The organism is Anabaena sp. FACHB-1237 (genome assembly GCF_014696225.1).
Classification (GTDB): domain Bacteria; phylum Cyanobacteriota; class Cyanobacteriia; order Cyanobacteriales; family Nostocaceae; genus FACHB-1237.
The window spans coordinates 141,531-164,101 of sequence record NZ_JACJPV010000003.1 but is presented as its reverse complement, the minus strand read 5'-3'; the positions used below and the strand labels follow the sequence as shown (position 1 = coordinate 164,101).

Below are 22,571 nucleotides of genomic sequence, written 5' to 3'. Positions count from 1 at the left end.
ATTCTTGCGTAGGTATAATTCATGAATTATCCCTACTTTTGTTATGTTTTGCGTAAGTCCTGTAATTTTTTACCTGCTTCTTTGGGAACAGGTAAAGTGATGATTTAGCATCTGCCAAAAATATCAATAAAGTCGGGATAGGGCATTGCCACGACTCTAAACGGATGCAGAGGCAGAGTAAGACTACTTAGGTAGCATCAGTCAGTGAAGCGTCAAGAATCACCGCGCCTTTAGGTCGGTGAGTATGTCAAATAGTTCCAACTACTAACTGTCAATATCACACTTGATCTATAATAGGACTTACGCAGGTGTCACACTAAAAAATCTGTTGAGTGGGTGCGTTAGATATCAACAATTTGGTTATTTACATGATTTATACTGTTTGACGTGGTTGGTGAGCTTGTCGAACCACACCCTACCAATGTAACAGTTGGGTAAGTCCTGTACAAGATGATCACCTCTTAAACTAGGACTAAAAATTATGGCGGTTTGGTTAGTTTGCTTTTTTGTACTTTTCGCTTTAGCAGAATTATTTAATTGGGTTAAAGGTTTTTCTTTGCCATTACCTATTTCTATTGTAGCGGGAACATTCTTAGCTGTAGTTTCTAATTATGATAAAATTTTTGGTACTTATTTTCATTGTACCACCTCTACTAATTCAGTAGTAACTTCAGTAAAATTAACAGAAATACCTACTTCTGAAAATTCTGTTTCTTTACCTGTTAATACTTCACTCACAGAGGATATACAAAAATCCTTGCCTGAGTCTGATCACATTTATTAATATCAGATCCCCGACTTCTTTAAGAAGTCGAGGATCTTTTTGTTATATTACTAAAAACTTATAGAAAATTATGAAAACTTATGAAAATTCACACTTTAGTCACTACCGTATTTTTACTGACAATGAGTTTACCTACTGTAGTTCAAGCTAGTGGCTATGATAATATTAGACAGTTATTAGCAACTAAACAATGTCAAAAATGTGTATTAAATAATGCAGGTTTAGTTATGGCTGATTTAGCAGGTGCTAATTTAATTGGTGCTAATTTAGTAGGTGCTAATCTCAGTCGGGCAAATTTAGCAGGTGCAGATTTACGTGGTGCAGATTTGCGTGGTGTAAGTTTATTCGGTGCTAATTTAACTGAAGCAAAATTAAGTGGCGCGAATTTAACTGGTGCAGATTTAAGAAATACTTACTTGAGTAATGCAGAATTAAAAGGCGCTAATCTCACTGGGGCAAATTTACAAGGTGCTCTAGGAATACCATCGCAAATAGCTAGACCAGAAGATTTTTATGCTTTGGGGGTTGCAGCAGCAGATAAAGGTAATTTAAAACCTGCTATTGATTATTTTAGTCAAGCGATCGCTCTTAAACCAGACTATGCAGGTGCATATTTAGCGCGGGGAATAGCTAGTTATCAAAGTTTAGATCGCAAAAGTGCATTACAAGATGCAACAATAGCTGCTGTGCTATTTGAAAGGGAAAAAAATACTCAAGGAATAGCCACAGCTAAGGCTTTTGTCAAAGAATTAAAAACACCATACACAGAAAACATTAGCGCTGGTAAACCCAGTTTTATGGATTTTGTGGGCAGTTTAGGATCAGTATTATTACAGTTTCTACCTTTTTAATCGAGTCACAACTCACCAAGTCAGTAGGGGCGGACGTTCGCCTCTCCTGGAAAACTGACTCTCTGCACGGGTTTAGCGGTGCTTTACCCCTACTGACTCCTAACTAGCAACTTGAGTTAATATAATCTATATCTAAATTTATAGTTTACAAAGAACAAGATCCATGTCCGAAAATTTAAAGAGTCAGGTTATCACACAAGGGGTGCAGCGATCGCCTAATCGTGCTATGCTACGTGCTGTAGGTTTTCAAGATGGAGATTTTAACAAAGCGATCGTCGGTATTGCTAATGCCTATAGTACCATTACACCATGTAACATGGGCATTAATCAATTGGCATTGCGTGCAGAACAAGGTATAAAAAATGCCGGAGCAATGCCGCAAATTTTCGGTACAATTACCATCAGTGATGGTATTTCCATGGGAACAGAAGGTATGAAATATTCCCTAGTTTCCCGTGAAGTTATTGCCGACTCCATAGAAACAGCTTGCACTGGACAAAGTATGGATGGAGTCATCGCTATAGGTGGTTGTGACAAAAATATGCCTGGTGCAATGATCGCTATGGCACGGATGAATATACCTGCTATTTTTGTATATGGAGGAACAATCAAACCTGGACATTATAAAGGTAAAGACTTAACCGTAGTCAGTGCCTTTGAAGCAGTTGGTGAATATAGCGCAGGTAAAATTGACGAAAAGGAACTCATAGAAGTAGAAAAGCGTGCTTGTCCTGGTGCGGGATCCTGTGGCGGAATGTACACAGCAAATACTATGTCATCAGCCTTTGAAGCCTTGGGAATGAGTTTACCCTACTCATCCACCATGGCGGCCGAAGATGCGGAGAAAGCAGAAAGTACCGAAAAATCAGCCCAGGTACTAGTAGAAGCCATTCGTAAACAAATATTACCTCGGCAGATTATCACCCGTAAATCTATAGAAAATGCCATATCCGTAATTATGGCCGTGGGTGGTTCCACCAATGCCGTACTACACTTTTTAGCGATCGCCCACACAGCAGGTGTAGAATTAAGCCTAGACGACTTTGAAACCATCCGTGCCCGTGTACCGGTGTTATGTGATTTAAAACCCAGTGGACAATACGTAGCCACAGATTTACATAAAGCTGGTGGTATTCCCCAAGTAATGAAAATGTTACTTGACCATAACCTACTACATGGCGACTGTATCACCATCACTGGTCAAACCGTCGCCGAAATTTTGGCAGATGTACCCAGTACACCAGCAAGTAACCAAAATGTTATCCGTCCCTGGGAAAACCCCATGTACCCCCAAGGACATCTAGCCATTCTCAAAGGCAACTTAGCTACGGAAGGAGCAGTAGCAAAAATTACAGGAGTTAAAAAACCTGTAATTACCGGACCAGCCAGAGTATTTGAATCAGAAGAAGAATGTTTAGATGCCATATTGGCGGGTAAAATAGTTGCTGGGGATGTGATTATTATTCGTTACGAAGGGCCAAAAGGCGGACCAGGAATGCGGGAAATGTTAGCTCCCACATCAGCTATCATAGGAGCAGGATTAGGGGACTCCGTTGGGTTAATTACCGATGGCCGCTTTTCTGGTGGTACTTATGGGATGGTAGTAGGCCATGTAGCCCCAGAAGCAGCCGTAGGTGGTAATATTGCCCTAGTGCAAGAAGGAGATAGCATCACCATAGATGCCCATAATCGCCTATTACAAGTTAACATTAGTGATGAAGAATTGGCAAAACGGCGTGCTGTATATGTATCCCATCCACCACGTTATACAAAAGGTATTTTGGGCAAATATGCCAAATTAGTATCCTCTAGTAGTGTTGGGGCTTTGACAGACTTAGACCTATTCCCTGGTTAACAGTAGTGCAGGCATCTTGCCTGCAAATATATACTGAACTGAAACTAGGCGGTTTGGGTAACTTATCTCAATAAATAACACAAGTTGCTTATAATCATGATGATGTGCGGAGTGCGGAGTACAGTGAATCCCCTCTCTGAACAATAATATGGTAAAATAATAGGTGAAATAAATTATTCATGAGTAAAAAAGTGAGTAGAGTACAGCAATGACTCAAGTGAATGAACTATATTCTCTGTATGAAATTGATAATGAGAAATGGTTAGAAAAAACCCTGAAACTATTAAAAGAAAAACAACTAGAAAGTCTCGACATAGAACATTTAATTGAGGAATTAGAAGAATTGAGTCGGCGAGACAAAAAAACAGTAGAAAGATTTTTAGAACAGATTATTAGACATTTACTACTGCTACAATATTGGACTTCTGAACAAGAGTATAATTCAAATCACTGGCGAGCAGAAATTATGAGTTTTAGAACCCAAATTAACGAGGATATAACCCAAAATTTACTCAATCATCTGCAAGACAACAAAGAGAAAATATATGAAAAAGCATTAAAATACGTGAAACAGAAAACTGGTATGCTCATTGATTGTCCTGAAGATTGTCCCTACAGTCTTGAACAATTATTAAATCAAAATTGGTTGCCTTAAATACTTGTTTTCAATATTGAAAATTATACGAGTTTTAGGATAGGTTAGCTACAGTGTAATGCACCAAAAAACTAAATTATAATTAGTCAATGGTTAAGGGTTTGTTTACTTACCTCCTTGGTGAGCGATCGCTGCTGTAATATCCATCCTTAATCCTAAATTTAGTTAGAGTTTAGCATTTTGTTTAATCTTGGTATTTTGAGAAATGTAAAGTTTTTTTTACGAATCTCCAAGTTATTACCAGATATGGTAGAAAAAGAATATTGTGGCTAAATCATGGACATAAAAATTATACATCCTCGATAAGTATAAGCAGTACATAGTCCATGTAACGTCTTATGATGCTGATATAGTCTATGGAGATATCTAAAATGTATAGCCGAACTTTTCAGACCAGGAACACCAACCAAAATCATACATTTACACCACAAACCAACCCCTTAGTACAAAGGTCATTTGGTGAAGATACTCCACAACAGAGCGAAACAACCAGTCAAGAAGAATTAGATACAGTCTATGAAGAAGCTAAACAGAGACGATTGAATAGTCCAGAAATTCCGGTATTTCTACCTGGAAAAGAACCACCAATTCCTAATCAAAGTATAGTTGCTAGACAAATTCAAGCCCAGATCATTCAGAGAAATCAAAACCGACAACCAAATTATCAATTTTTTAACCCTAATTTCCAGGGTTATTCACGATTACCAATACAAGCAAAGATGACTATAGGAGAGCCTGGAGATAAATATGAACAAGAGGCGGATCATGTAGCATCCCAGGTAGTCAACCAAATCAATTCTCCCACATCTGAGTCAGCACCAGGGCAGCCAGTACAACGTCATGAAGAGGAAGAGACAATACAGGCAAAATCAACAGTACAGGGTCAAGAAGCGATAGATAAAGTTGACTCTTTAGATGTTGTTTATGAATTAATTGCTCATAAATTGGCTTATAATGGTATAGATGGAATACCAGACGATATGCAAAAATGGTTAGATAATCAAGGTTATCAAAAAAATTGGCTGGGTACAGTACAAGGTTCAGGTTTATTTTGTGGGTTGATAATGCCTAAACCTGGCTCTAATAAACAACCTGTTTTAGCTTTTAAAGGAACTGATTTTAGTAAAACAGGTGATGCTCTGGCTGATGCTGATCCAGTAGCAGTTGGTTTTATAGCTTTTAAATCAAAACGAGATCAAATTCAACAATTAATTAGTCAAGCTGGCGGAAAAGTCGTCGTCACAGGGCATAGCTTAGGAGGTGCATTAGCACAGCACGCAGCTTCTGCTTTCACCGGTAGTGTTAGTAAAGTAGTCACATTTCAAGCTCCCGGAATTACTCAAGAGCAAGTGAGACAATTTAATAACAATGTGAATGATATGCAAGGAAATCAAAGGCCAGAAGTTGTACATCATCTTGCCACAGGCGACATTGTTGATCTAGCAGGTGGTAAACATCTAGGCGGATCAGGTTTATATACAGGTAAAGGAAATGCTAAATTTTATTTACACCATTTAGAAAGTGGTGGTCCGATGAATCATACGAAATTCTTGCTCCAAGATCAAGCATTTAAACAACAACAAGATCAAATGGGCATTGATGATGAAGCCCGTAATCATGTTGGTTTAAAAGATGATCAAATTGGCACAAATGAAAAAGTTACAAAGTACAATGATAATCCCTTTGCTGGTAATCAATTCATTTTTGAACGCGGTAGAGAAGTGGCTGCTCCTGGTGCTGCATTACTGCTTGGTGGCAAGGAACTCTACCAAGGTGGTAAGAGACTAGCAAATGAAGGAATGGAAAATTGGAGACAGGGAGGAGCTTGGAATAAAACTAAAGGTGTTGGTACAATGATTGGTGGCGGTTTAGGTGTATTAGCTGGTGGTGTATTGGGAGGAGTAGGAGGTGTAGGTGCATTAGCTGGTGGTTTAGTGGGAGGATTAGCTGGAACAATTACTGTAGGCGCACATAAAACTGTTGAAGGAACGATAGAAGGTTTATCCGAAGGTGCGAAGATGGGCAGTTCTCCAGGTAGGGCATTAATAAGTGGTGGAAAGGGACTGGCAAATGAAGGAATGGAAAATTGGCGGGAGGGAGGATTTTGGAATAAAACTAAAGGTGTTGGTAAAATGATCGGTGGTGGTGTAGGTACATTAGCCGGTGGTGTAACTGCTGGAATTGGTGGTGTAGCTGGTGGTGCTTTAGGTAGCGTTGCTGGAGGAGTTTCTGCAATACCTCGATCTTTGTGGAAACGCTGGAAAAGAGATATTTAAGCAAAAACAAGAGTAAACTTGCTAAGAAATATGAACATTACTAATAATTCAGATCACAAATTACGATTTTCTGGTAAAAAAACAGGTATTTCCATCATCTTGCCTATGGGATGGTATCAGGAAAGCAATGAAGATATAAATTATCCTACTGATATATATTATAAATCTTTGGGAGAACCATATTCGCCTTGTATCACAGTTAAAGTTATTGAAGTTCCTGAAACTGAATATCATCAGAATAATTATCAAGAGTTGTCAGAGATTCTTTTGGCGGAACAGGCACAATATAGTTGTTCACAACCTTTGGAAATATTAGAGCAACGCATGGAAAATATTGATGATCATTTTGCTCGAATTGATATTTTTAATATGATTGATGAAGAGACTAAAATAGTAGTAACTCAATACCAGGTAACTGTTCAATTAGAAATTGGTGTATGCGGTTTAGTGGCAATTATGAAAGCAGAAGATCAAGATTTATACTTACCTATTTTAAATGAAGCAATGCGATCTCTGCGATTTATAAGGCAAGAGTGAAAAAGCTTTGAGCCATTTTACTTTTCTTCGCATATTTGGGTTATTTCATGTCCACCTACTTTACTAAAACTTGTAGATAATTGTCCAATTTACGATTTACAGGCGCAAAACAAACTATGATCTGTTTTTTTACCAATAAAATCGCAAAATAAGAAGTGGGAATAATGTAGAAATGTAAATTTTTTATACTAATCTCCAAGTTATCACCAGATATTGGAAAATAGTAATAGTATTCTGGCGAAATCATGGACATAACAATTATTTCATGCACATGGTGCGGAGAGTAGACCTACAAAAATGGGTTATTGCGATTAATTGTTAAAAACTCAGCGTTACCTCTGGGATGTATTAGCGACAGTGTAACGCAGTAAAGAGCTAAACTATAATTGTCAATATACCATTTACTGCTGCCTGTTCTTTCCTTTAATTAACTATGAACAATCCAGAAATTAAACAATCACAAAAATCGCAAAAATTGACTATTCAAAAATTAGAAAATAGTATTTTAAAAATACGCCAATTATTGCGTCCTGGACAAACAGAAATGGCTGATTGGCAAAATGGAGAATTAGCGGTTTCTGCTGTTCCTGGAGCGGGAAAATCTACGGGAATGGCTGCTGCTGCGGCAATTGCGATCGCTCGTCAACATCAAAATAACATCAAAATAGAAACCAAACAGAATAAACAATTAATAGTAGTCACATTTACCCGTTCTGCTACTGCTAATATTAAATCAAAAATTCAAACAAATTTAAAAGAATTAGCATTACCCCAAACTAATTTTACAGTTTATACCTTACATGGTTTAGCTTTAAATATTGCCAATCGTTATCCAAATTTATCCGGTTTAACATTAGAAAACAGTAAATTAATTACACCAAATCAAACTCATAAATTTATTCGGGATGCTGTGGAAAGATGGATTATTAAACATCCTGAAATTTATAATTTACTATTAACTGGAAAATCCTTTGATGGCGAAGAAACAGAAAAATTACGTCGTCAATCAGTTTTACGTACAGAAATATTACCAGATTTAGCATACACGGTTATTCATGAAGCTAAAAGTTCAGGAATAACAGTGGCAGAATTGCAAAATTGGAGTCAAATAAAGTCAGATAAAGACGGGGAGAATGTGGAAAAATATAATATTCTCTTAATCGCGGCTGGTTTATATGCCGAATATCAAGAAATCATGGCATTACAAGAATTTATTGATTATGATGATATGATATTAGGCGCACTGAAAGTATTAAAAAATGAAACTGCTCGCAAAATAGAACAAAGTAAAATATTAGCAGTTTTTGAAGATGAAGCGCAAGATTCTAGTCCTTTACAAACGGAACTTTTAGAAATATTAGCAGAGAAAAAAAATAACAATGATACGATATATAATCTGATTAGAGTTGGCGATCCTAATCAAGCAATTAATTCTACATTTACACCTGCTGATCCTATTTATTTCCGTGAATTTTGTCAACAATGCGAAATTAAAAATCGTCTGGCTAACATGACACAAGCTGGACGTAGTAGCCAAATAATTATAGATGCGGCTAATTTTACTTTACAATGGGTAAATAGTCAATTTAAACATCAGCAAAATCCACCATTTACTCCTCAGAATATTCAACTAGTAAATCAAGAAAATGGTAATCCTCAACCCATAGGAAAAGGATTAGAAATTTATATTCCTCGTGACATTCATCATACAGTGGAATTATTAGGAAAGAAAATAATTGAATTATTTAAACAAGATGGAAAAAACTTTCAGGGTGCTATTTTAGTCAGAGAAAACCGTCAAGGAAGATGGTTAGCAAATGCTTTAAAACCAATATGTCAAGAACATGATTTAAAATTGTATGATGTGGGAGAAAGAGAAAGACGTTCCCATGTACCACAGGAAATTTTATCATTATTGCAGTTTTGCGATCGCCCTCATTCTCCTGAATATTTAAAAGCCACATTACAAGTATTAGTAAATAGAGAACTAATACCCACGCAAGATATTAATACATTGGCCAGTTTACCAGAGGAGTTTTTATATCCTAGTCCCCTATCTCCACCACAAACGGAAACAGTTCAACAAGCTGGCCATTTATGTCGTAGTTTGTTAAAGGCTTATATAGAATTACCTTTTTATCAAATCATTTCCTTTTTAGCATTAACATTAAAATATGATCAAATAGAATTAGCTACTGCTGATAAATTAGCTGCAAGAGTTAATCAACAAATGTTTGGAAATAATTCCATAAACACCATGTTATCAGCATTAAGTGAAATAGTTAATTCAGAGAAATTTGAACCTGTAGAAACCGAAGACTTAGAAGCAAAATATGTCAAAAAAGGGCAAATTACAATTATTACCATGCACAAAGCTAAAGGGTTAGATTGGAATTATGTATTTTTACCATTTTTGCATGAAAATTTAATTCCTGGAACTTTTTGGATACCCCCACAAATTAAATTTTTAGGAGATTTTAGCCTATCAGAAATAGCCCGCGCTCAAATTCGTGCTAAACTACATAAAAAACCCATACCTCCTATTAATGAAGCATGGGAACAAGCAAGATATTTAAAAATAGCGGAAGAATATCGTTTATTTTATGTTGCTATGACTAGATCGAAAAAACTCCTATGGTTATCTGCTGCACAACAAGCACCTTTTACATGGAGTAAACCGGAAAATTTACAACCACAAGCAGCATCCCCTGTATTTTTAGCTTTGAGAAAACAGTTTTCTGATAATATATATTTGTCTGAATCAGGATAACCAGGATTAAAGGATTTACAGGATGGGTATATTATTCATATCCTTCCCTAGTCTCAAGACAAGAAATAAAAAATATCCGCGTTTATCCGCGTTTATCTGCGTTCAATAATTGATAAATAGGAATCTTGTACATTTTCTGACAACAAAAAACCCTTGGATTATAACGTCAAAAGTATATCATTTCCAAAAACGTTGTCAAGAGCAATAGCTGAAATGACCAAAATTCGTTAAATTGTTGATAATAATAATCAATAATTTTCAGAGGATATTAAGAATTGTTAAGAAAAGAATAAGAATTATTAAGAGACAATAATTGATCAAGAAGATAATTATTTGTTAAAATATATTAAAATATATTATTCAGGACTTACGCAACTAGCACATTTTTTAGTGTGACACTTGCGTAGGATCTATTATTCTTAACTAGGATATTTCTATGGTAATGAGTCCTGTAAAACTAAACCTAGATACTGTGAATTTCACAGATGAACAGTTTTATCAACTATGTTACAAAAACACTGATTTAAAATTTGAACGTACAGCTAAAGGAGAAATAATTATTATTTCACCAGTGGGAGGAGAAAGTGGAAATAGAGAAGCTGATTTAATTATTGATTTAGGCATTTGGAATCGTCAAACTGGACTAGGTTACACTTTTAGCTCTTCTACCATATTTAAGTTACCAAATGGTGGCGATCGCTCTCCTGATGCGGTCTGGATTAAAAAAGAACGTTGGGAAGCACTAACTCCTGAACAAAAACGCAAATTTTCTCCCATAGCACCAGATTTTGTCATTGAATTAAGGTCAGCAACAGATGATTTAAAAACTCTACGCGAGAAAATGGAAGAATATATGGATGCAGGAGTAAGATTAGGATGGTTAATTAATACTCAACAGCAACAAGTCGAAATTTATCGTTTAGGTAAAGATGTGGAACTAAGAAGTTTACCCACTAAATTATTGGGTGAAGATGTTCTACCAGGATTTAGTTTAAGTTTAAATTGTTATTAGTTGTAATAGCAGGGAACAAAGAATAGGATGATCACAGTCTTTAGATAAAAATAGGAAAACAATATGTTAATTGTATCATCTCTAAACATCCGCAAAATCAGTAATTCTTTAGTTTTAGGACTTGCTTTAAGTAGTTTATTAACTCCAGGATTAGTAATTACTAGTTCTGAAAGTGCTTTAGCTATTCCTCAACCACAGGAACAACAAGTTAATCACTACAATAATCACTACAATTTAGCTAAAAAGTTCTCAAGTCAATTACCTAATAGAATTGAACAAGCAATTATTAAAGATGCTGCTAAACGCGCAACAGTAAAAAGTTCTCAGGTGAAAATTACCCAAGTTACACCAACAACTTTTGGTAATCGCTGCATTTTTAAATTTAATGATATTTGTACTAAGGAATATAACCCTATTTCCGGTTGGATAGTTGTGGTAAATGTGCAGGATCAATCTTGGACTTATCATGTTAATAAACCTGGTTCACAGATTTTACTTGATCCGAAAATTAGCAGTAATCAGTTAACTAAATTACCAAAAAATCTGGCTAATATTGTTTTAAAAGATGCCGCCAAACGTAGTAATTTACCGCTTAATGCTGTGAAAATTACCCAAGCAACAGACAAAACTTTTAGTAATAGTTGTGTATTCAATTTTGGGGAAGTTTGTACGCAACAATATGATCCTGTTTTTGGTTGGGAAGTAATTGTTGATGCTCAAGGTAAATCTTGGATTTATCATATAGATAAAACTGGTACAAAATTGGGTTTTGGTGGTAATAAATAAAGTTGAATCATAAGATACCCTTCTTCTTGAAGAATTTAGATCCCGGACTTCTTCAAGAAGTCCGGGATCTGGAGGATAATTATTTTTTGGCTGAAAATTGATCAAATTACCAACTTTCTGATATAATAATGGATTGTGTGTAATCCATGCCATACTATGCCTAAACTCAAAACCCGTAAGGCGGCAGCAAAAAGATTCCGTGCCACTGGTAGCGGTAAAATTGTCCGTCGTAAACCTTTTAAAAACCACTTACTAGAACATAAATCTTCTGGTAAAAAACGCAGTTTGTCCAAAATGGCTATTGTCCATGAACGCGATGAAGAAAATGTGCGTTTAATGCTTCCCTATTTGTAAATTTGTCAGGTAGTAATAAGATATGACTCGTGTAAAACGCGGTAATGTGGCTCGTAAACGCCGCAATAAGATACTAAAACTAGCTAAGGGTTTTCGTGGTTCTCATTCTACTTTGTTTAGAACCGCTAATCAACAGGTAATGAAGGCACTACGTAGTGCTTACCGCGATCGCAAAAAGAAAAAGCGTGATTTCCGTCGTCTATGGATTACACGCATTAATGCAGCTTCCAGAGAACAAGGTTTGAGCTATAGCCAATTAATTGGTAATCTCAAAAAAGCTAATGTGGAATTAAACCGGAAAATGTTGGCACAATTAGCTGTTCTTGATCCTGCAAGTTTTGCTAAAGTGGCTGAACTAGCTAAGTCTGTGAAAGGTTAAAGTGCTAACGGATGTATAACGGATGTAACAGTGATGAGAAAACAACAGGAAAATTTTTTTCTCTCGATAATTCTTTCGTGGAAAAGTCGGTTACATCTGGTATTATCCGCGACTTTGATTTTCTGTTTATGTGCGTGTTTTCTGGTAAATAATTCGGTGGTTTTAGCTGCAACTTTACCAGAAATTCAACAGCGAGGTTATTTAACCATTGCCGTTAAGGATAACATCCGTCCCTTAGCTTTTAAAGATCAAAAAGGCAATTTACAAGGGTTAGAAATTGATTTAGCCAGAAAATTGGCTGAAGATATTTTAGGTAAAGCTGATAGTGTAAAATTACAACCAGTAGTAAATAGCGATCGCTTACCTTTTGTATTTAATCATATAGTGGATCTGGCGATCGCCGATGTTACAGCTACAGAATCTCGTTCCCGTGTCGTTAGTCTCAGCGTTCCCTATTATTACGATAGCACGGGAATAGTAACAAAAAATACTAGTATTAAATCTTTACAAGACTTAAAAAACCAGAAAATAGCAGTTCTTAACCATTCTAGCAGTATAGGCTATGTGCAATATTTTATACCTCAAGCTGAATTAATCAGTGTAAACTCTTATGGAGAAGCACGGGAAAAAATAGATAACCAGTTAGTTGCTGCATTAGCAGCAGATACCAGTGTGATCACAGGATGGAGTCAGGAAAATAGAGAATATAGAATTTTACCGATCAAGTTATCTGCCCAACCGTTATCAGTAGTGATGCCCAAGGGATTGCAGTATGATGACTTAAGAAGGAAAGTAAATGAAGCGATCGCCCGTTATACTGTAATAGGTTGGTTAAAAGAGCGTTATCAGCATTGGGGATTGTAACTTACTCAGATTCAAGGTTAAACACCTACACTAACCTTTAATTCTTCTGCACAGCATAACATAAGTGCCCCACCAAAGATTGATGATCTTCACCACTTTGTAATTGTTCAGTTTTCATAGTTTCTATTCTATTTTTCAAACCTGTAAAAAATTCTTCCACATTATGAGTTTTTACGTCATCTTCTTCACTAGTTTTACTTTGCCAAAATCCCATTCTTTCCACCAACTAAGAACTTCTAAAATTGGGCTAAAAATATTAAACTCTAACTTATAAACTCCCGGTTCAGGAAATTTACCAGGATTAATAACAGCAAAAAAAATTTAACTTATTTTCTCCAGGAATAACTTGTCAATCTTTAATTTCAGTAGCATTGTTCAACTCAGAATTACTATCAACAACTGTAAATTTATTAGCAAACTCATCAAATTTTTCAGTTTCTATCGAGTCATGTTACTCCAATTTCACGAAATACACAACCCATAGAACCAGTAACTAGTAATTCATATCAATCGGCAAATATACCAGCATATCTAGCTAATACAAATATTCAGTTACTATCAACATATAATATTAATCCTCGTTCTTTATCAGAACAAGCAACTACTGTTTCAGAAAGTGAGTATACAGCAGAACAGCGTCGTTTAGGACGGAATATTTCACCGCTTTAATTACAAAAAGTATCCCAACAATTAGAAGACTTAACATTACAATTAGAACAATCTAATTATTTATGGCAAAACTTGGAGTCGCAAATAGTAAAAATGGGTAAAAATGGCAACAGAATTAGATTCTTTGCGTTTACAATTATCCCATTATCAAAAACATCAGAAAAATTTACAGTCACAGGTGGGAAAAATTTCGGTATAGACTTATTAAAAACGCAGATGGAATGTGTGGAAGAAAAAGATAAATAGGGTGATTAACAACAAGATTCTCGAATTATATCATAAGTCGCGGATCTGACTATTGTGTAAGTAAAAGCAATTTAAAATATTAAAATCAATTAATGCTTAAATTATCCTATCATGAAAGGTTTCCTGTGATCTGCCATAATTGTGCTTCATGAGTTCTAAAAAGTAGTACAGTAAAAAGTGCATCTAGTAGCATTAGAATATTGATTAAAACACCTGTGCGGAAAATCGTTATTGCCGGTAACTGGAAAATGTTTAAAACCCAGGCAGAATCTAGAGCGTTTTTAACTGGATTCTTGCCTCATCTGGAGGATACACCTTCAAGTCGAGAAGTGGTATTATGTCCTCCATTCACTGATTTAATTGTGTTATCTCAATCTTTACATGGCAGTCGTGTAAAATTAGGCGCACAAAATGTCCACTGGGAAGAATCTGGGGCTTATACTGGCGAAATTGCCGCCAATATGCTTACAGAAGTTGGTGTCCGCTATGTCATTATTGGCCATAGCGAAAGACGGCAATATTTTGGAGAAACTGACGCAACAGTGAATCTCCGACTCAAAGCCGCCCAAAAATCTGGACTTACTCCCATCCTCTGTGTTGGCGAAACTAAGCAACAACGAGATGCAGGACACACTGAATCAATTATTATCAATCAGTTAAAACAAGGACTGGTAGAAATAGATCAAACTAATTTGATTATTGCTTATGAGCCTATTTGGGCAATTGGAACGGGTGATACCTGCGAATCTTCTGAAGCAAATCGCGTCATAGGTTTAATTCGCAGTCAATTAACCCATCCTTTGGTATCAATTCAATATGGTGGTTCTGTGAAACCCAATAATATTGATGAAATTATGGCACAACCAGAAATTGATGGTGTTCTCGTAGGTGGCGCTAGTTTAGAAGCTGATAGTTTTGCTAGAATTGTTAACTACACAATTATTTAGCAAGACTATCAGATCCCCGACTTCTTCAAGAAGTCGGGGATCTCAATCTTTATTTACTTAAATTACACTATGTCTCATTCTTTAACTATCCGCGATCGCTCTTTTCATTGGGGCAAAAAAACTTATATAATGGGCATATTAAATACCACTCCCGATAGTTTCAGTGATGGAGGTCAATTTAATAATATCAACTCTGCCTTAATTCAATCTCAGAACATGATAAGTAATGGCGTTGACATTATAGATATTGGTGGACAATCTACCCGTCCTGGTGCTAAACAAATTAGTTTAGAAGATGAATTAGAGCGTGTTATTCCCATCATTACAGCAATTAGAACAGAAAGCAATATTCCCATTTCCGTAGATACCACAAGGTCAGAAGTAGCAAAAGCAGCTATAAAAGCTGGTGCTGATATAGTGAATGACATTTCCGGAGGAACATTTGATCCGCAAATGCTGATGACAGTAGCAGAATTGAATGTGCCAATTGTGTTAATGCACATCCGAGGAAACCCAGAGACAATGCAGCAATTAACAGACTATGAAGATATCATAGGAGAAATTTATAACTTCCTATGGACACAGACGGAAAAAGCGATCGCCCTAGGAATTAAACACCATAATATTATTATAGATCCTGGCATTGGATTTGCCAAAAATCATCAACAGAACCTAGAAATCATTCGCAACTTATGCAAATTCAAAACATTAAAATGTCCAATATTAATAGGAGTATCAAGAAAAAGTTTTATAGGCACAATATTAAATCAAAATAACCCCAAACAGAGAATTTGGGGAACCGCGGCCGCCTGTAGTGCAGCCATATTTTATGGTGCAGACATATTGAGAGTACATGATGTCAAAGAAATGGTAGAAGTAGCACTAGTAGCGGATGCGTTTGTAGTTGGGCTTTAACACGAAACAGGTGCTAACAGTTGACAGTTGATAGTTGATAGTTGATAGTTGACAGGGTGCTAAAGCCCAACTACGGAAAAGCTAATTTGCCCCATTACCATTTTTACCATCATTACCAGTCTCAAGAGAATCAGAAATTAACTCTTGAAACATCTCCGTTGAATTAGCAGGATCAACAAATACTATTTTCGCATTATTACTTTCCCCTAATTTCTGACTAGCATCTATATAATCTTGAGTAGCTAAATATCTGAGAATTTCCTTACTTTCAGGGTTATTACGTATTGCTTGGGAGATAATTTCCATAGACATTTTAGTACCCTCAGCTTTTTTAATTGCTGCTTGTCTTTCTCCTTCAGCAGCAGTAATCATGGCTTTTTGTTTAATTTCTGCATTTCTTTGTTCCTCCATAGATTTTCTCACACTTTCTGGAGGATTAATGCTTTGAATATCTAATCTAATAATTTCTACCCCCCAATCTTTAGCAATAGAATTTAATTCTCCCAAAATAGCATTGTTCATATCTGTTCTTGACATATTAGTATCATTAAGAGTATTTTGAGCTACAATTTCTCGTAATGTGGTAGTTGCTAAATTACTCAAACCCTGTTGTAAATCATCAATAGCATAAAAACTTTTTTCAATATCTTTAATTCGCCAATAAAGCACTGCATCTATTTCTAAATAAACACCATCTTTAGTAATCACATTTTGTGGTTTCACATCTAATATTTGTTCTCTCGTGGTATCTTCCATCACAATCTGATCCAGTACAGGAACAATAAAGTTTAATCCCGGGGTAAGTTTGCGATGATACTTGCCCAAACGTTCTACTAAAGCAGCATTACCCTGATTGACCATTTTAGCAGATCCTAAAGCATAACCAGTAAGGGCTAAAAGTATAATAATAATTGGTTCCATATACACTCCTGTGGATGGCGGTAGAATTGATTTTAAAGTTGATAGTAAACGTTCACATTATATAGCTAACCTCTCAGATTTGTGAGATTTCAGGGCTAACTAACCTTAAAGTCTACAATTAAACTTGGATGACAAGAGTTTTTTAGCTATCATTTCCGTATTATCTCAGAATTGTTATCATAAATTACCTTTTTTCAGTAATATTGTATTACAGCACATTCCATCTACATGAGGTACACTATGAACACAGCAAGATGCCTGTGTTACAAGGGTTTTATTATTAACATCTGTACCTCATAATAACGGAAACTGCTGTATTTTACTCTTTATTTTCTGGCTTAATTTAGTAATTACTGCAAACTACCAGATCCCCGACTTCTTAGAGAAGTCGGGGATCTGAGTCTTGAAAAAAAGCAGAGTTGATCAAAGGTCATGGACAAGATATGATCATTACTAGTTATCAAATAGTGGCGGAAACAACTACAAACAGAGAAAAATTCCTCACTAAAAGTATAGGAGGATTTTTAAATTCCTTTATTTTATTAAATAACTAAAATTAAAGTAGCGCAAGCATCTTGCTTGCATTTCTTTAAAATTAAAGTAGCGCAAGCATCTTGCTTGCATTTCTTATCCAAATTAAAATTAAAGTAGCGCAAGCATCTTGCTTGTATTTCTTATCCAAATTAAACAAGCAACAGATAATCATTAAAATGGTGTTTTTATCTCTAAATTTATTGTAGTTTGTAAGTAAGGATGCTGGAAAACTAACTTCTTCGCGTGTAAATATAAGCGACTAACATTTTCATGACAACCATATAAGCGATCGCCTAAAATAGTCATATTTAAACCTTGTACATCAGCAGCGTGAACTCGTAATTGATGAGTACGTCCAGTAATAGGTATAAATTCCACAAGAGTATAGGAATTTTCCCGCGTAACTACCCGAAAATGAGTTATACTTTGTTTACCTCGTTCCCAATCAACCTTTTGATAAGGACGATGTTCCGGATCTCCCCATAGAGGTAAATTAATAGTACCTTGATTAATAGTTAATAAACCTGCAAGAATAGCTTCATAAACCTTCTGAATTTCTCTCCTAGCAAATAACTGACTAAATTGAGAATAGGTAACACGATCCTTAGCTAAAAGTAGAATACCAGAAGTATCTTGATCTAAACGATGAACAGCAAAAAAATCTTGATTATAAAAACTAGATAAGCGACTAACTACACTATCTTGATTATAACAATAACGTCCTGGTACTGACAATAAACCTGGAGGTTTATTGATGGCAATTAACCATTGATCCTCATAAATAATATCCAGATTTACCTTTAATCTTTCCCTAGACAAACCTGATAGCATAAAACCCATAATTGGTTGACATCTTTCCACACAAGCACCATAAAATTTACCAGGTATTCTATCATTAACTTCGTCATAAATTCCCCACCAAAATTCAGCCATAGCCACAGGTTTTAAATGATGAATTGCTGCATAGTGCAATAATTTAGGAGCACAACATTCTCCCGTACCTGTCGGAAGTCCTGATGGAAATAAATCTTGTAGAGGTTGAGACTGACCATAGAAATTAGTTAGATAATATGTAGCGTGCATTTGTTTTTGTAATTCTCTCGATAACTCCTTTCTTTTTTGCTTTAAACAGCTAATTTGTTCATCTGCGGTAGCTATAACCTCCCGCAATGGCTGTAAAACTTGATTTTGTTCACTTTTGAAGTTACGCAGTTTTATCCCATCCCTACGGCTTTGATTAGCCAATATTTCTAAAGCAGTTTCTAAAGCTAAATCAGTTAATTTAGTAGATAATATCTTTCTTTGTTGATCTCGCAACTTCTTATTTTCCAGATGTTGTAAATTCATCACCTTTAACTGTTCAGAAAACCCTAATAATAACTTTTGATATTCTTCCCTTGCAGGAATTTCTTGTAACCTAATTATTTCTTGTTTGATTTCTGCCAACCTTGTTAAAGTTGCTTGTTCTTGTAACATAATATCTGAACTTTTAGGAATAGGCTCAACCCAACCAGGAACCACACTATTGCCATTAAGTAAACCAGAAAAAGCCTTAATTACCTTTTGTTCACCATCAGGTAATTCAACTAATAAAATACCATACATTTTTCCTTCCCGTGCATAAATTTCATCTTCTTGTAATTGCTGCATTAAACCCTGAGCGATATTTTCAGCTAAAATAGTACGGGGAAGTTTTAACAATTCTCCATTTTTAGAATATCCTTGGTAGTAATAACTAGGAATTGCAAAACTTATTTTTGTAGTATTATTGATAAAATCCGTGATATTATAAAGCATAAAATGGCAAAATTAACAACTATAACTAACAGCTAAACTAAAGAATTACCAATACTGTAATTTTTGACTTCTCAAAAAAATTAGGAAACTGATTATATAATATAACAATCAATATAATTATTTGTTATTTACACCTTACTATTTTTTTCCCATTCCTTTATTAATGATGATCATAGGAATTATCGAAAATTGTATAGTCAACTTTATCCTTAGCTTAATATTTATATTTTTACCATTTATTATGATTTATTTGTTAGTTGATAAAGATATTCATTGAGGAATAAAACAATGTCACAACCAGACAAAAATGAGATGAAAATAGATCCTGTAACTCTATTATAATTGTAGCAGCTTTGATATTTTTACCTCTACTGTTTACACTTAGATACCGGACTTCTTTAAGAAGTCCGGTATCTGGTCTGTTTACACTTAGATACCGGACTTCTTTAAGAAGTCCGGTATCTGGTCTTGTCAATTATTAAATACTGTATATTGTATCTCGTAAGAATGAAATTGTAATCGCTTATGCAAACAAGATAGTTCTTCCTGATCAAGAGTTGAACTTAAACCTGTTAATTGTAATGAACAAACATCAGATATTGCTTCTAAGATAAATATTATACCCCATTGTAACCCAATTCAGCAATACCGCGTCTATTTTAAATTAAAAGCAAAACAGCTTATTAATATACATTCTGTGGTAATTAAATCTGCATAACTTGAAACCCCTTCTAGGGACAATTCATAAATTGTCCTTACCATAATTTTCACAAGATGTCTAATATGATAATTAGATAATTATGATAATTAAGTTCTAAATGCTAAAATTAAAACCATGCAAATCAAACTGATCTCCGAAAATAAACTGACACAGGAGCAGGAAGAAGAGGTTTTTAACCTACCAGTAGCTATCGGACGAAAAATGACCCAACTTCCTGCGGTTATCAATGGTGAAATCGTGTCTCCTATAGAATTATTAGACTCTAATAAACAAATTTCTCAGTTTCATGCTCAAATTACCTTAGAAAACAATCAGGTTTACTTAGAAGACAAAAGTACCAATGGTACTAGAATCAACGATCAAAAGCTACTTAAACAACGTCAGACTTTAAAGAGTGGGGATAGACTGGGAATAGGTAATTACAGCATTACCGTTATTCTCATTGAAGCCGGCGATGATGACGCTACCATTGTATTTGAAAATAATTCCACAATTTTTAACCCCCAATCTGAGATTATTCCCGCATCTAGGGTGCGGAAGTCACTAGATTCTCAATCGACCATCATTTTTAACCCTTATACCGATGCCTTAGAACAGCAAAATCCTAACACTGTACCTAGTCAACCTGCGGGTTTTCCCTATAATCTCAACTTTTGGAATGCAGAAAAGGTTTCCCTAGAAGCTATTCGTCGCAGTGGTATTGTAGTCAGAGAAACAGAATACCTGGCCTGTGGGGGAGGAATGGGCAGTTTTGTTTGGGTGGATATGTTGAGAATTGCGGGAGTTAAACCGGAAAATATTAAAGTTTTGAGTGTTCAAGACAAACCTTATAAACGCTATGAAAGCCTACTGAAAAATTGTCAAATTCCCCGATATAAACGAATTCGTTCCGGTTCAGATTCCTGTCCTGATAATATTTGGGGATGGCCAGGATATGCTTTCAGAGATGCTTGGAGAGCCTTTTTTTCTGGACAAGTTGGTGCAGCTTTGGGATTTTTGTGGCAAGTTTTTTCTGAACCTGTTTATGCAGATACTTACACCCCCCGTGCAAAAGATGTATTTGAATCTATGGATAGGGAAGCAGATCGCATTAGTTGGGGTAAAATGTTAGAATATGGCAGTATTCGCAGTTTACGACAAACGGAAGACGGGCGTTATTGTATTGCCTATTCCACTTCCGAAAAAGAAGACGGAAATCACCAATTTTTATTAGCTAAATACGTCCATCTTTGCACAGGTTATCCCGCAATTAAACTACTACCAGACCTGCAAAGATATCGTCAGCAATATCCCGAAGAAAGAAATCATCCAACTGTAGTTCAAGGTTATGAACCCCATGATTATATTTACCAACAATTAGAAAAAAAAGGCGGTACTATTATCCTGAGAGGGTCAGGAATTGTCGCCTCACAAATCTTAGAAAGACTCTATGAAGCCCGAAAAATCACAGGTAATATTCAGGTAATTCACTTATACCGAGATCCCCACAAAGGTAATAAATTTGGGGTAGCTAAACGCTATGTGGAAAATGACTGGGAATTTCAACCTTTTAACTGGCCAAAAGGAACTTGGGGCGGTGATATGCGGACAATGTTAGAAGCTGCTGACCCCTTCAGACGAAAGGAATTATTGAAATTGTGGGGAGGAACAACCACAGCTAGTCGCAAAAAATGGCGCGACATTGTTCATCAAGGAATAACCAACAAATGGTATGAAATTCGTTTAGGTCAAGTCAACAAACTAGAACGTAATTCCCAAAATCAAGTTGTTACTCATATTTACACTACCAAAGGTCCAAAAACCCTAATTGCTGATTTTGTTATTGACTGTACAGGATTGACTTCCGATCCTTTACAAAGTCCATTTTTAAAAGACTTAATACTGCATTACGACCTAGATCTTAACCCAGAAAAACGTTTTCATGTAGAAAACAACTTTGAAATCAAAAAACTGCGAAATGGTCGTTCTCACATATATGCAGCAGGAATTATCACTTTAGGCGGTCCCTACGCCCCCGTAGACACATTTTTAGGACTACAATATGCTGCCCATCGTTCTATCGAAGCTTTGGCTGATGCAAAATCTCCAGGAGTCCGCTATATTGAGGGAATTTATTCCCTTTGGCAATGGCTAAAATGGGTACTGAATCAAAAGCCTTAATTTAGAAATATTATAGGATAATAAGATTATTATGACTCCAACTTTATTCGGACGTTGGCAAACACGAATTTTTTTGTTAGCAACGGTGGGAATGTTAGTTTCTCTGCTTTTTTATAAAGGATATTTAGGCACTGCCTCTAATTTAGTTTACTTTTGGGTTGTGTTTTATGTAGGTTTATTTGGCATGGCCTGGGATATCCTATACGATTTTCTGCAAAAATATCTCTGGGACCATGACTGGCCGGGAATATTTCAACTTTATGCAGGAGTTATAGAAGGGGTATTTCTGGCTTTAATAATTGCCAATATCGGTTTACCTCATATTCCTAAAACCGAATTTGATTTAATCAGATTTATTCAACATTATGGTTTAGTTTGGTTAGCAGTTTATTTATCTGCTTGGGTAGTCATGCGTTTGTTATTTCCCCGGTGGCGTTTTCGCGGTGGCGAATGGATTGGTAAATGGCCGAGAATTTCTTAGAAATTAATTCTTACCACTTTTCCATCATTCTATTAGACTTGTGGTAACAATTCATGT

19 protein-coding genes are annotated in these 22,571 nt (G+C 35.7%); 16 read left to right on the top strand and 3 right to left on the bottom strand.

Going from position 1 to position 22,571, the window contains the following annotated elements:
• Window positions 1-481 precede the first annotated feature (481 nt).
• The 12 genes from H6F32_RS02530 to H6F32_RS02475 all read left to right on the top strand — a co-directional run bounded on the left by H6F32_RS02530 (window position 482) and on the right by H6F32_RS02475 (window position 13,123).
• A complete protein-coding gene (locus tag H6F32_RS02530) occupies window positions 482-784 on the top strand; it encodes a hypothetical protein (RefSeq protein ID WP_190367764.1) in 303 nt (100 codons plus the stop codon).
• Between the two features lie 80 nt (window positions 785-864).
• Complete coding sequence (locus H6F32_RS02525) at window positions 865-1,635, top strand: pentapeptide repeat-containing protein (protein WP_190367763.1); 771 nt, start codon at window positions 865-867, stop codon at window positions 1,633-1,635.
• 163 nt (window positions 1,636-1,798) lie between these two features.
• Window positions 1,799-3,490, top strand: coding sequence for a dihydroxy-acid dehydratase (ilvD, locus tag H6F32_RS02520; RefSeq protein ID WP_190367762.1), 1,692 nt, complete (start codon window positions 1,799-1,801; stop codon window positions 3,488-3,490).
• Window positions 3,491-3,698: 208 nt separating this feature from the next.
• Complete coding sequence (locus H6F32_RS02515; RefSeq protein WP_190367761.1) at window positions 3,699-4,145, top strand: DUF29 domain-containing protein; 447 nt, start codon at window positions 3,699-3,701, stop codon at window positions 4,143-4,145.
• A gap of 371 nt (window positions 4,146-4,516) precedes the next feature.
• Entirely contained in the window at window positions 4,517-6,421 is a 1,905-nt protein-coding gene (locus H6F32_RS02510; RefSeq protein WP_190367760.1) for a lipase family protein, read from the top strand.
• Between the two features lie 30 nt (window positions 6,422-6,451).
• Window positions 6,452-6,958 carry a hypothetical protein gene (locus H6F32_RS02505; protein ID WP_190367759.1) on the top strand — a complete coding sequence of 169 codons (507 nt, stop codon included), beginning with the start codon at window positions 6,452-6,454 and terminating at the stop codon, window positions 6,956-6,958.
• 433 nt (window positions 6,959-7,391) lie between these two features.
• Window positions 7,392-9,728, top strand: coding sequence for an ATP-dependent helicase (locus H6F32_RS02500; RefSeq protein ID WP_190367758.1), 2,337 nt, complete (start codon window positions 7,392-7,394; stop codon window positions 9,726-9,728).
• Between the two features lie 442 nt (window positions 9,729-10,170).
• Complete coding sequence (locus tag H6F32_RS02495; RefSeq protein ID WP_395939574.1) at window positions 10,171-10,740, top strand: Uma2 family endonuclease; 570 nt, start codon at window positions 10,171-10,173, stop codon at window positions 10,738-10,740.
• Between the two features lie 63 nt (window positions 10,741-10,803).
• Window positions 10,804-11,526, top strand: a complete 723-nt coding sequence (locus tag H6F32_RS02490; RefSeq protein WP_190367756.1) for a hypothetical protein — start codon at window positions 10,804-10,806, stop codon at window positions 11,524-11,526.
• Window positions 11,527-11,682: 156 nt separating this feature from the next.
• The gene (rpmI, locus tag H6F32_RS02485; protein ID WP_190367755.1) at window positions 11,683-11,880 is read left to right on the top strand and encodes a 50S ribosomal protein L35; all 198 of its coding nucleotides are present in this window, start codon (window positions 11,683-11,685) and stop codon (window positions 11,878-11,880) included.
• Window positions 11,881-11,902: 22 nt separating this feature from the next.
• Window positions 11,903-12,259, top strand: a complete 357-nt coding sequence (gene rplT, locus H6F32_RS02480; protein WP_190367754.1) for a 50S ribosomal protein L20 — start codon at window positions 11,903-11,905, stop codon at window positions 12,257-12,259.
• Between the two features lie 33 nt (window positions 12,260-12,292).
• Window positions 12,293-13,123: a transporter substrate-binding domain-containing protein gene (locus tag H6F32_RS02475; protein ID WP_190367753.1), complete on the top strand. Its 831-nt coding sequence runs from the start codon at window positions 12,293-12,295 to the stop codon at window positions 13,121-13,123.
• Window positions 13,124-13,160: 37 nt separating this feature from the next.
• Here H6F32_RS02475 and H6F32_RS02470 read toward each other — a convergent pair whose 3' ends face one another.
• Window positions 13,161-13,337 (bottom strand): hypothetical protein, encoded by a 177-nt coding sequence (locus H6F32_RS02470; RefSeq protein ID WP_190367752.1) that lies wholly within the window; start codon window positions 13,335-13,337, stop codon window positions 13,161-13,163.
• Between the two features lie 916 nt (window positions 13,338-14,253).
• Here H6F32_RS02470 and tpiA point away from each other — a divergent pair.
• Window positions 14,254-14,985 carry a triose-phosphate isomerase gene (tpiA, locus tag H6F32_RS02465; RefSeq protein WP_190367810.1) on the top strand — a complete coding sequence of 244 codons (732 nt, stop codon included), beginning with the start codon at window positions 14,254-14,256 and terminating at the stop codon, window positions 14,983-14,985.
• Between the two features lie 69 nt (window positions 14,986-15,054).
• Window positions 15,055-15,900, top strand: a complete 846-nt coding sequence (folP, locus tag H6F32_RS02460) for a dihydropteroate synthase (RefSeq protein ID WP_190367751.1) — start codon at window positions 15,055-15,057, stop codon at window positions 15,898-15,900.
• A gap of 81 nt (window positions 15,901-15,981) precedes the next feature.
• On the opposite strand, the gene H6F32_RS02455 is transcribed toward folP, so the two are convergent.
• Window positions 15,982-16,821, bottom strand: coding sequence for an SPFH domain-containing protein (locus H6F32_RS02455; protein ID WP_190367750.1), 840 nt, complete (start codon window positions 16,819-16,821; stop codon window positions 15,982-15,984).
• A 705-nt stretch (window positions 16,822-17,526) separates the two neighbouring features.
• Window positions 17,527-19,152: an RluA family pseudouridine synthase gene (locus tag H6F32_RS02450; protein WP_190367749.1), complete on the bottom strand. Its 1,626-nt coding sequence runs from the start codon at window positions 19,150-19,152 to the stop codon at window positions 17,527-17,529.
• 835 nt (window positions 19,153-19,987) lie between these two features.
• On the opposite strand from H6F32_RS02450, the gene H6F32_RS02445 reads away from it, so the two are divergent.
• Both H6F32_RS02445 and H6F32_RS02440 read left to right on the top strand, forming a co-directional pair.
• Window positions 19,988-22,033: an FHA domain-containing protein gene (locus H6F32_RS02445; protein WP_190367748.1), complete on the top strand. Its 2,046-nt coding sequence runs from the start codon at window positions 19,988-19,990 to the stop codon at window positions 22,031-22,033.
• 31 nt (window positions 22,034-22,064) lie between these two features.
• A complete protein-coding gene (locus H6F32_RS02440; protein ID WP_190367747.1) occupies window positions 22,065-22,514 on the top strand; it encodes a hypothetical protein in 450 nt (149 codons plus the stop codon).
• The last annotated feature ends 57 nt before the right edge of the window (window positions 22,515-22,571 follow it).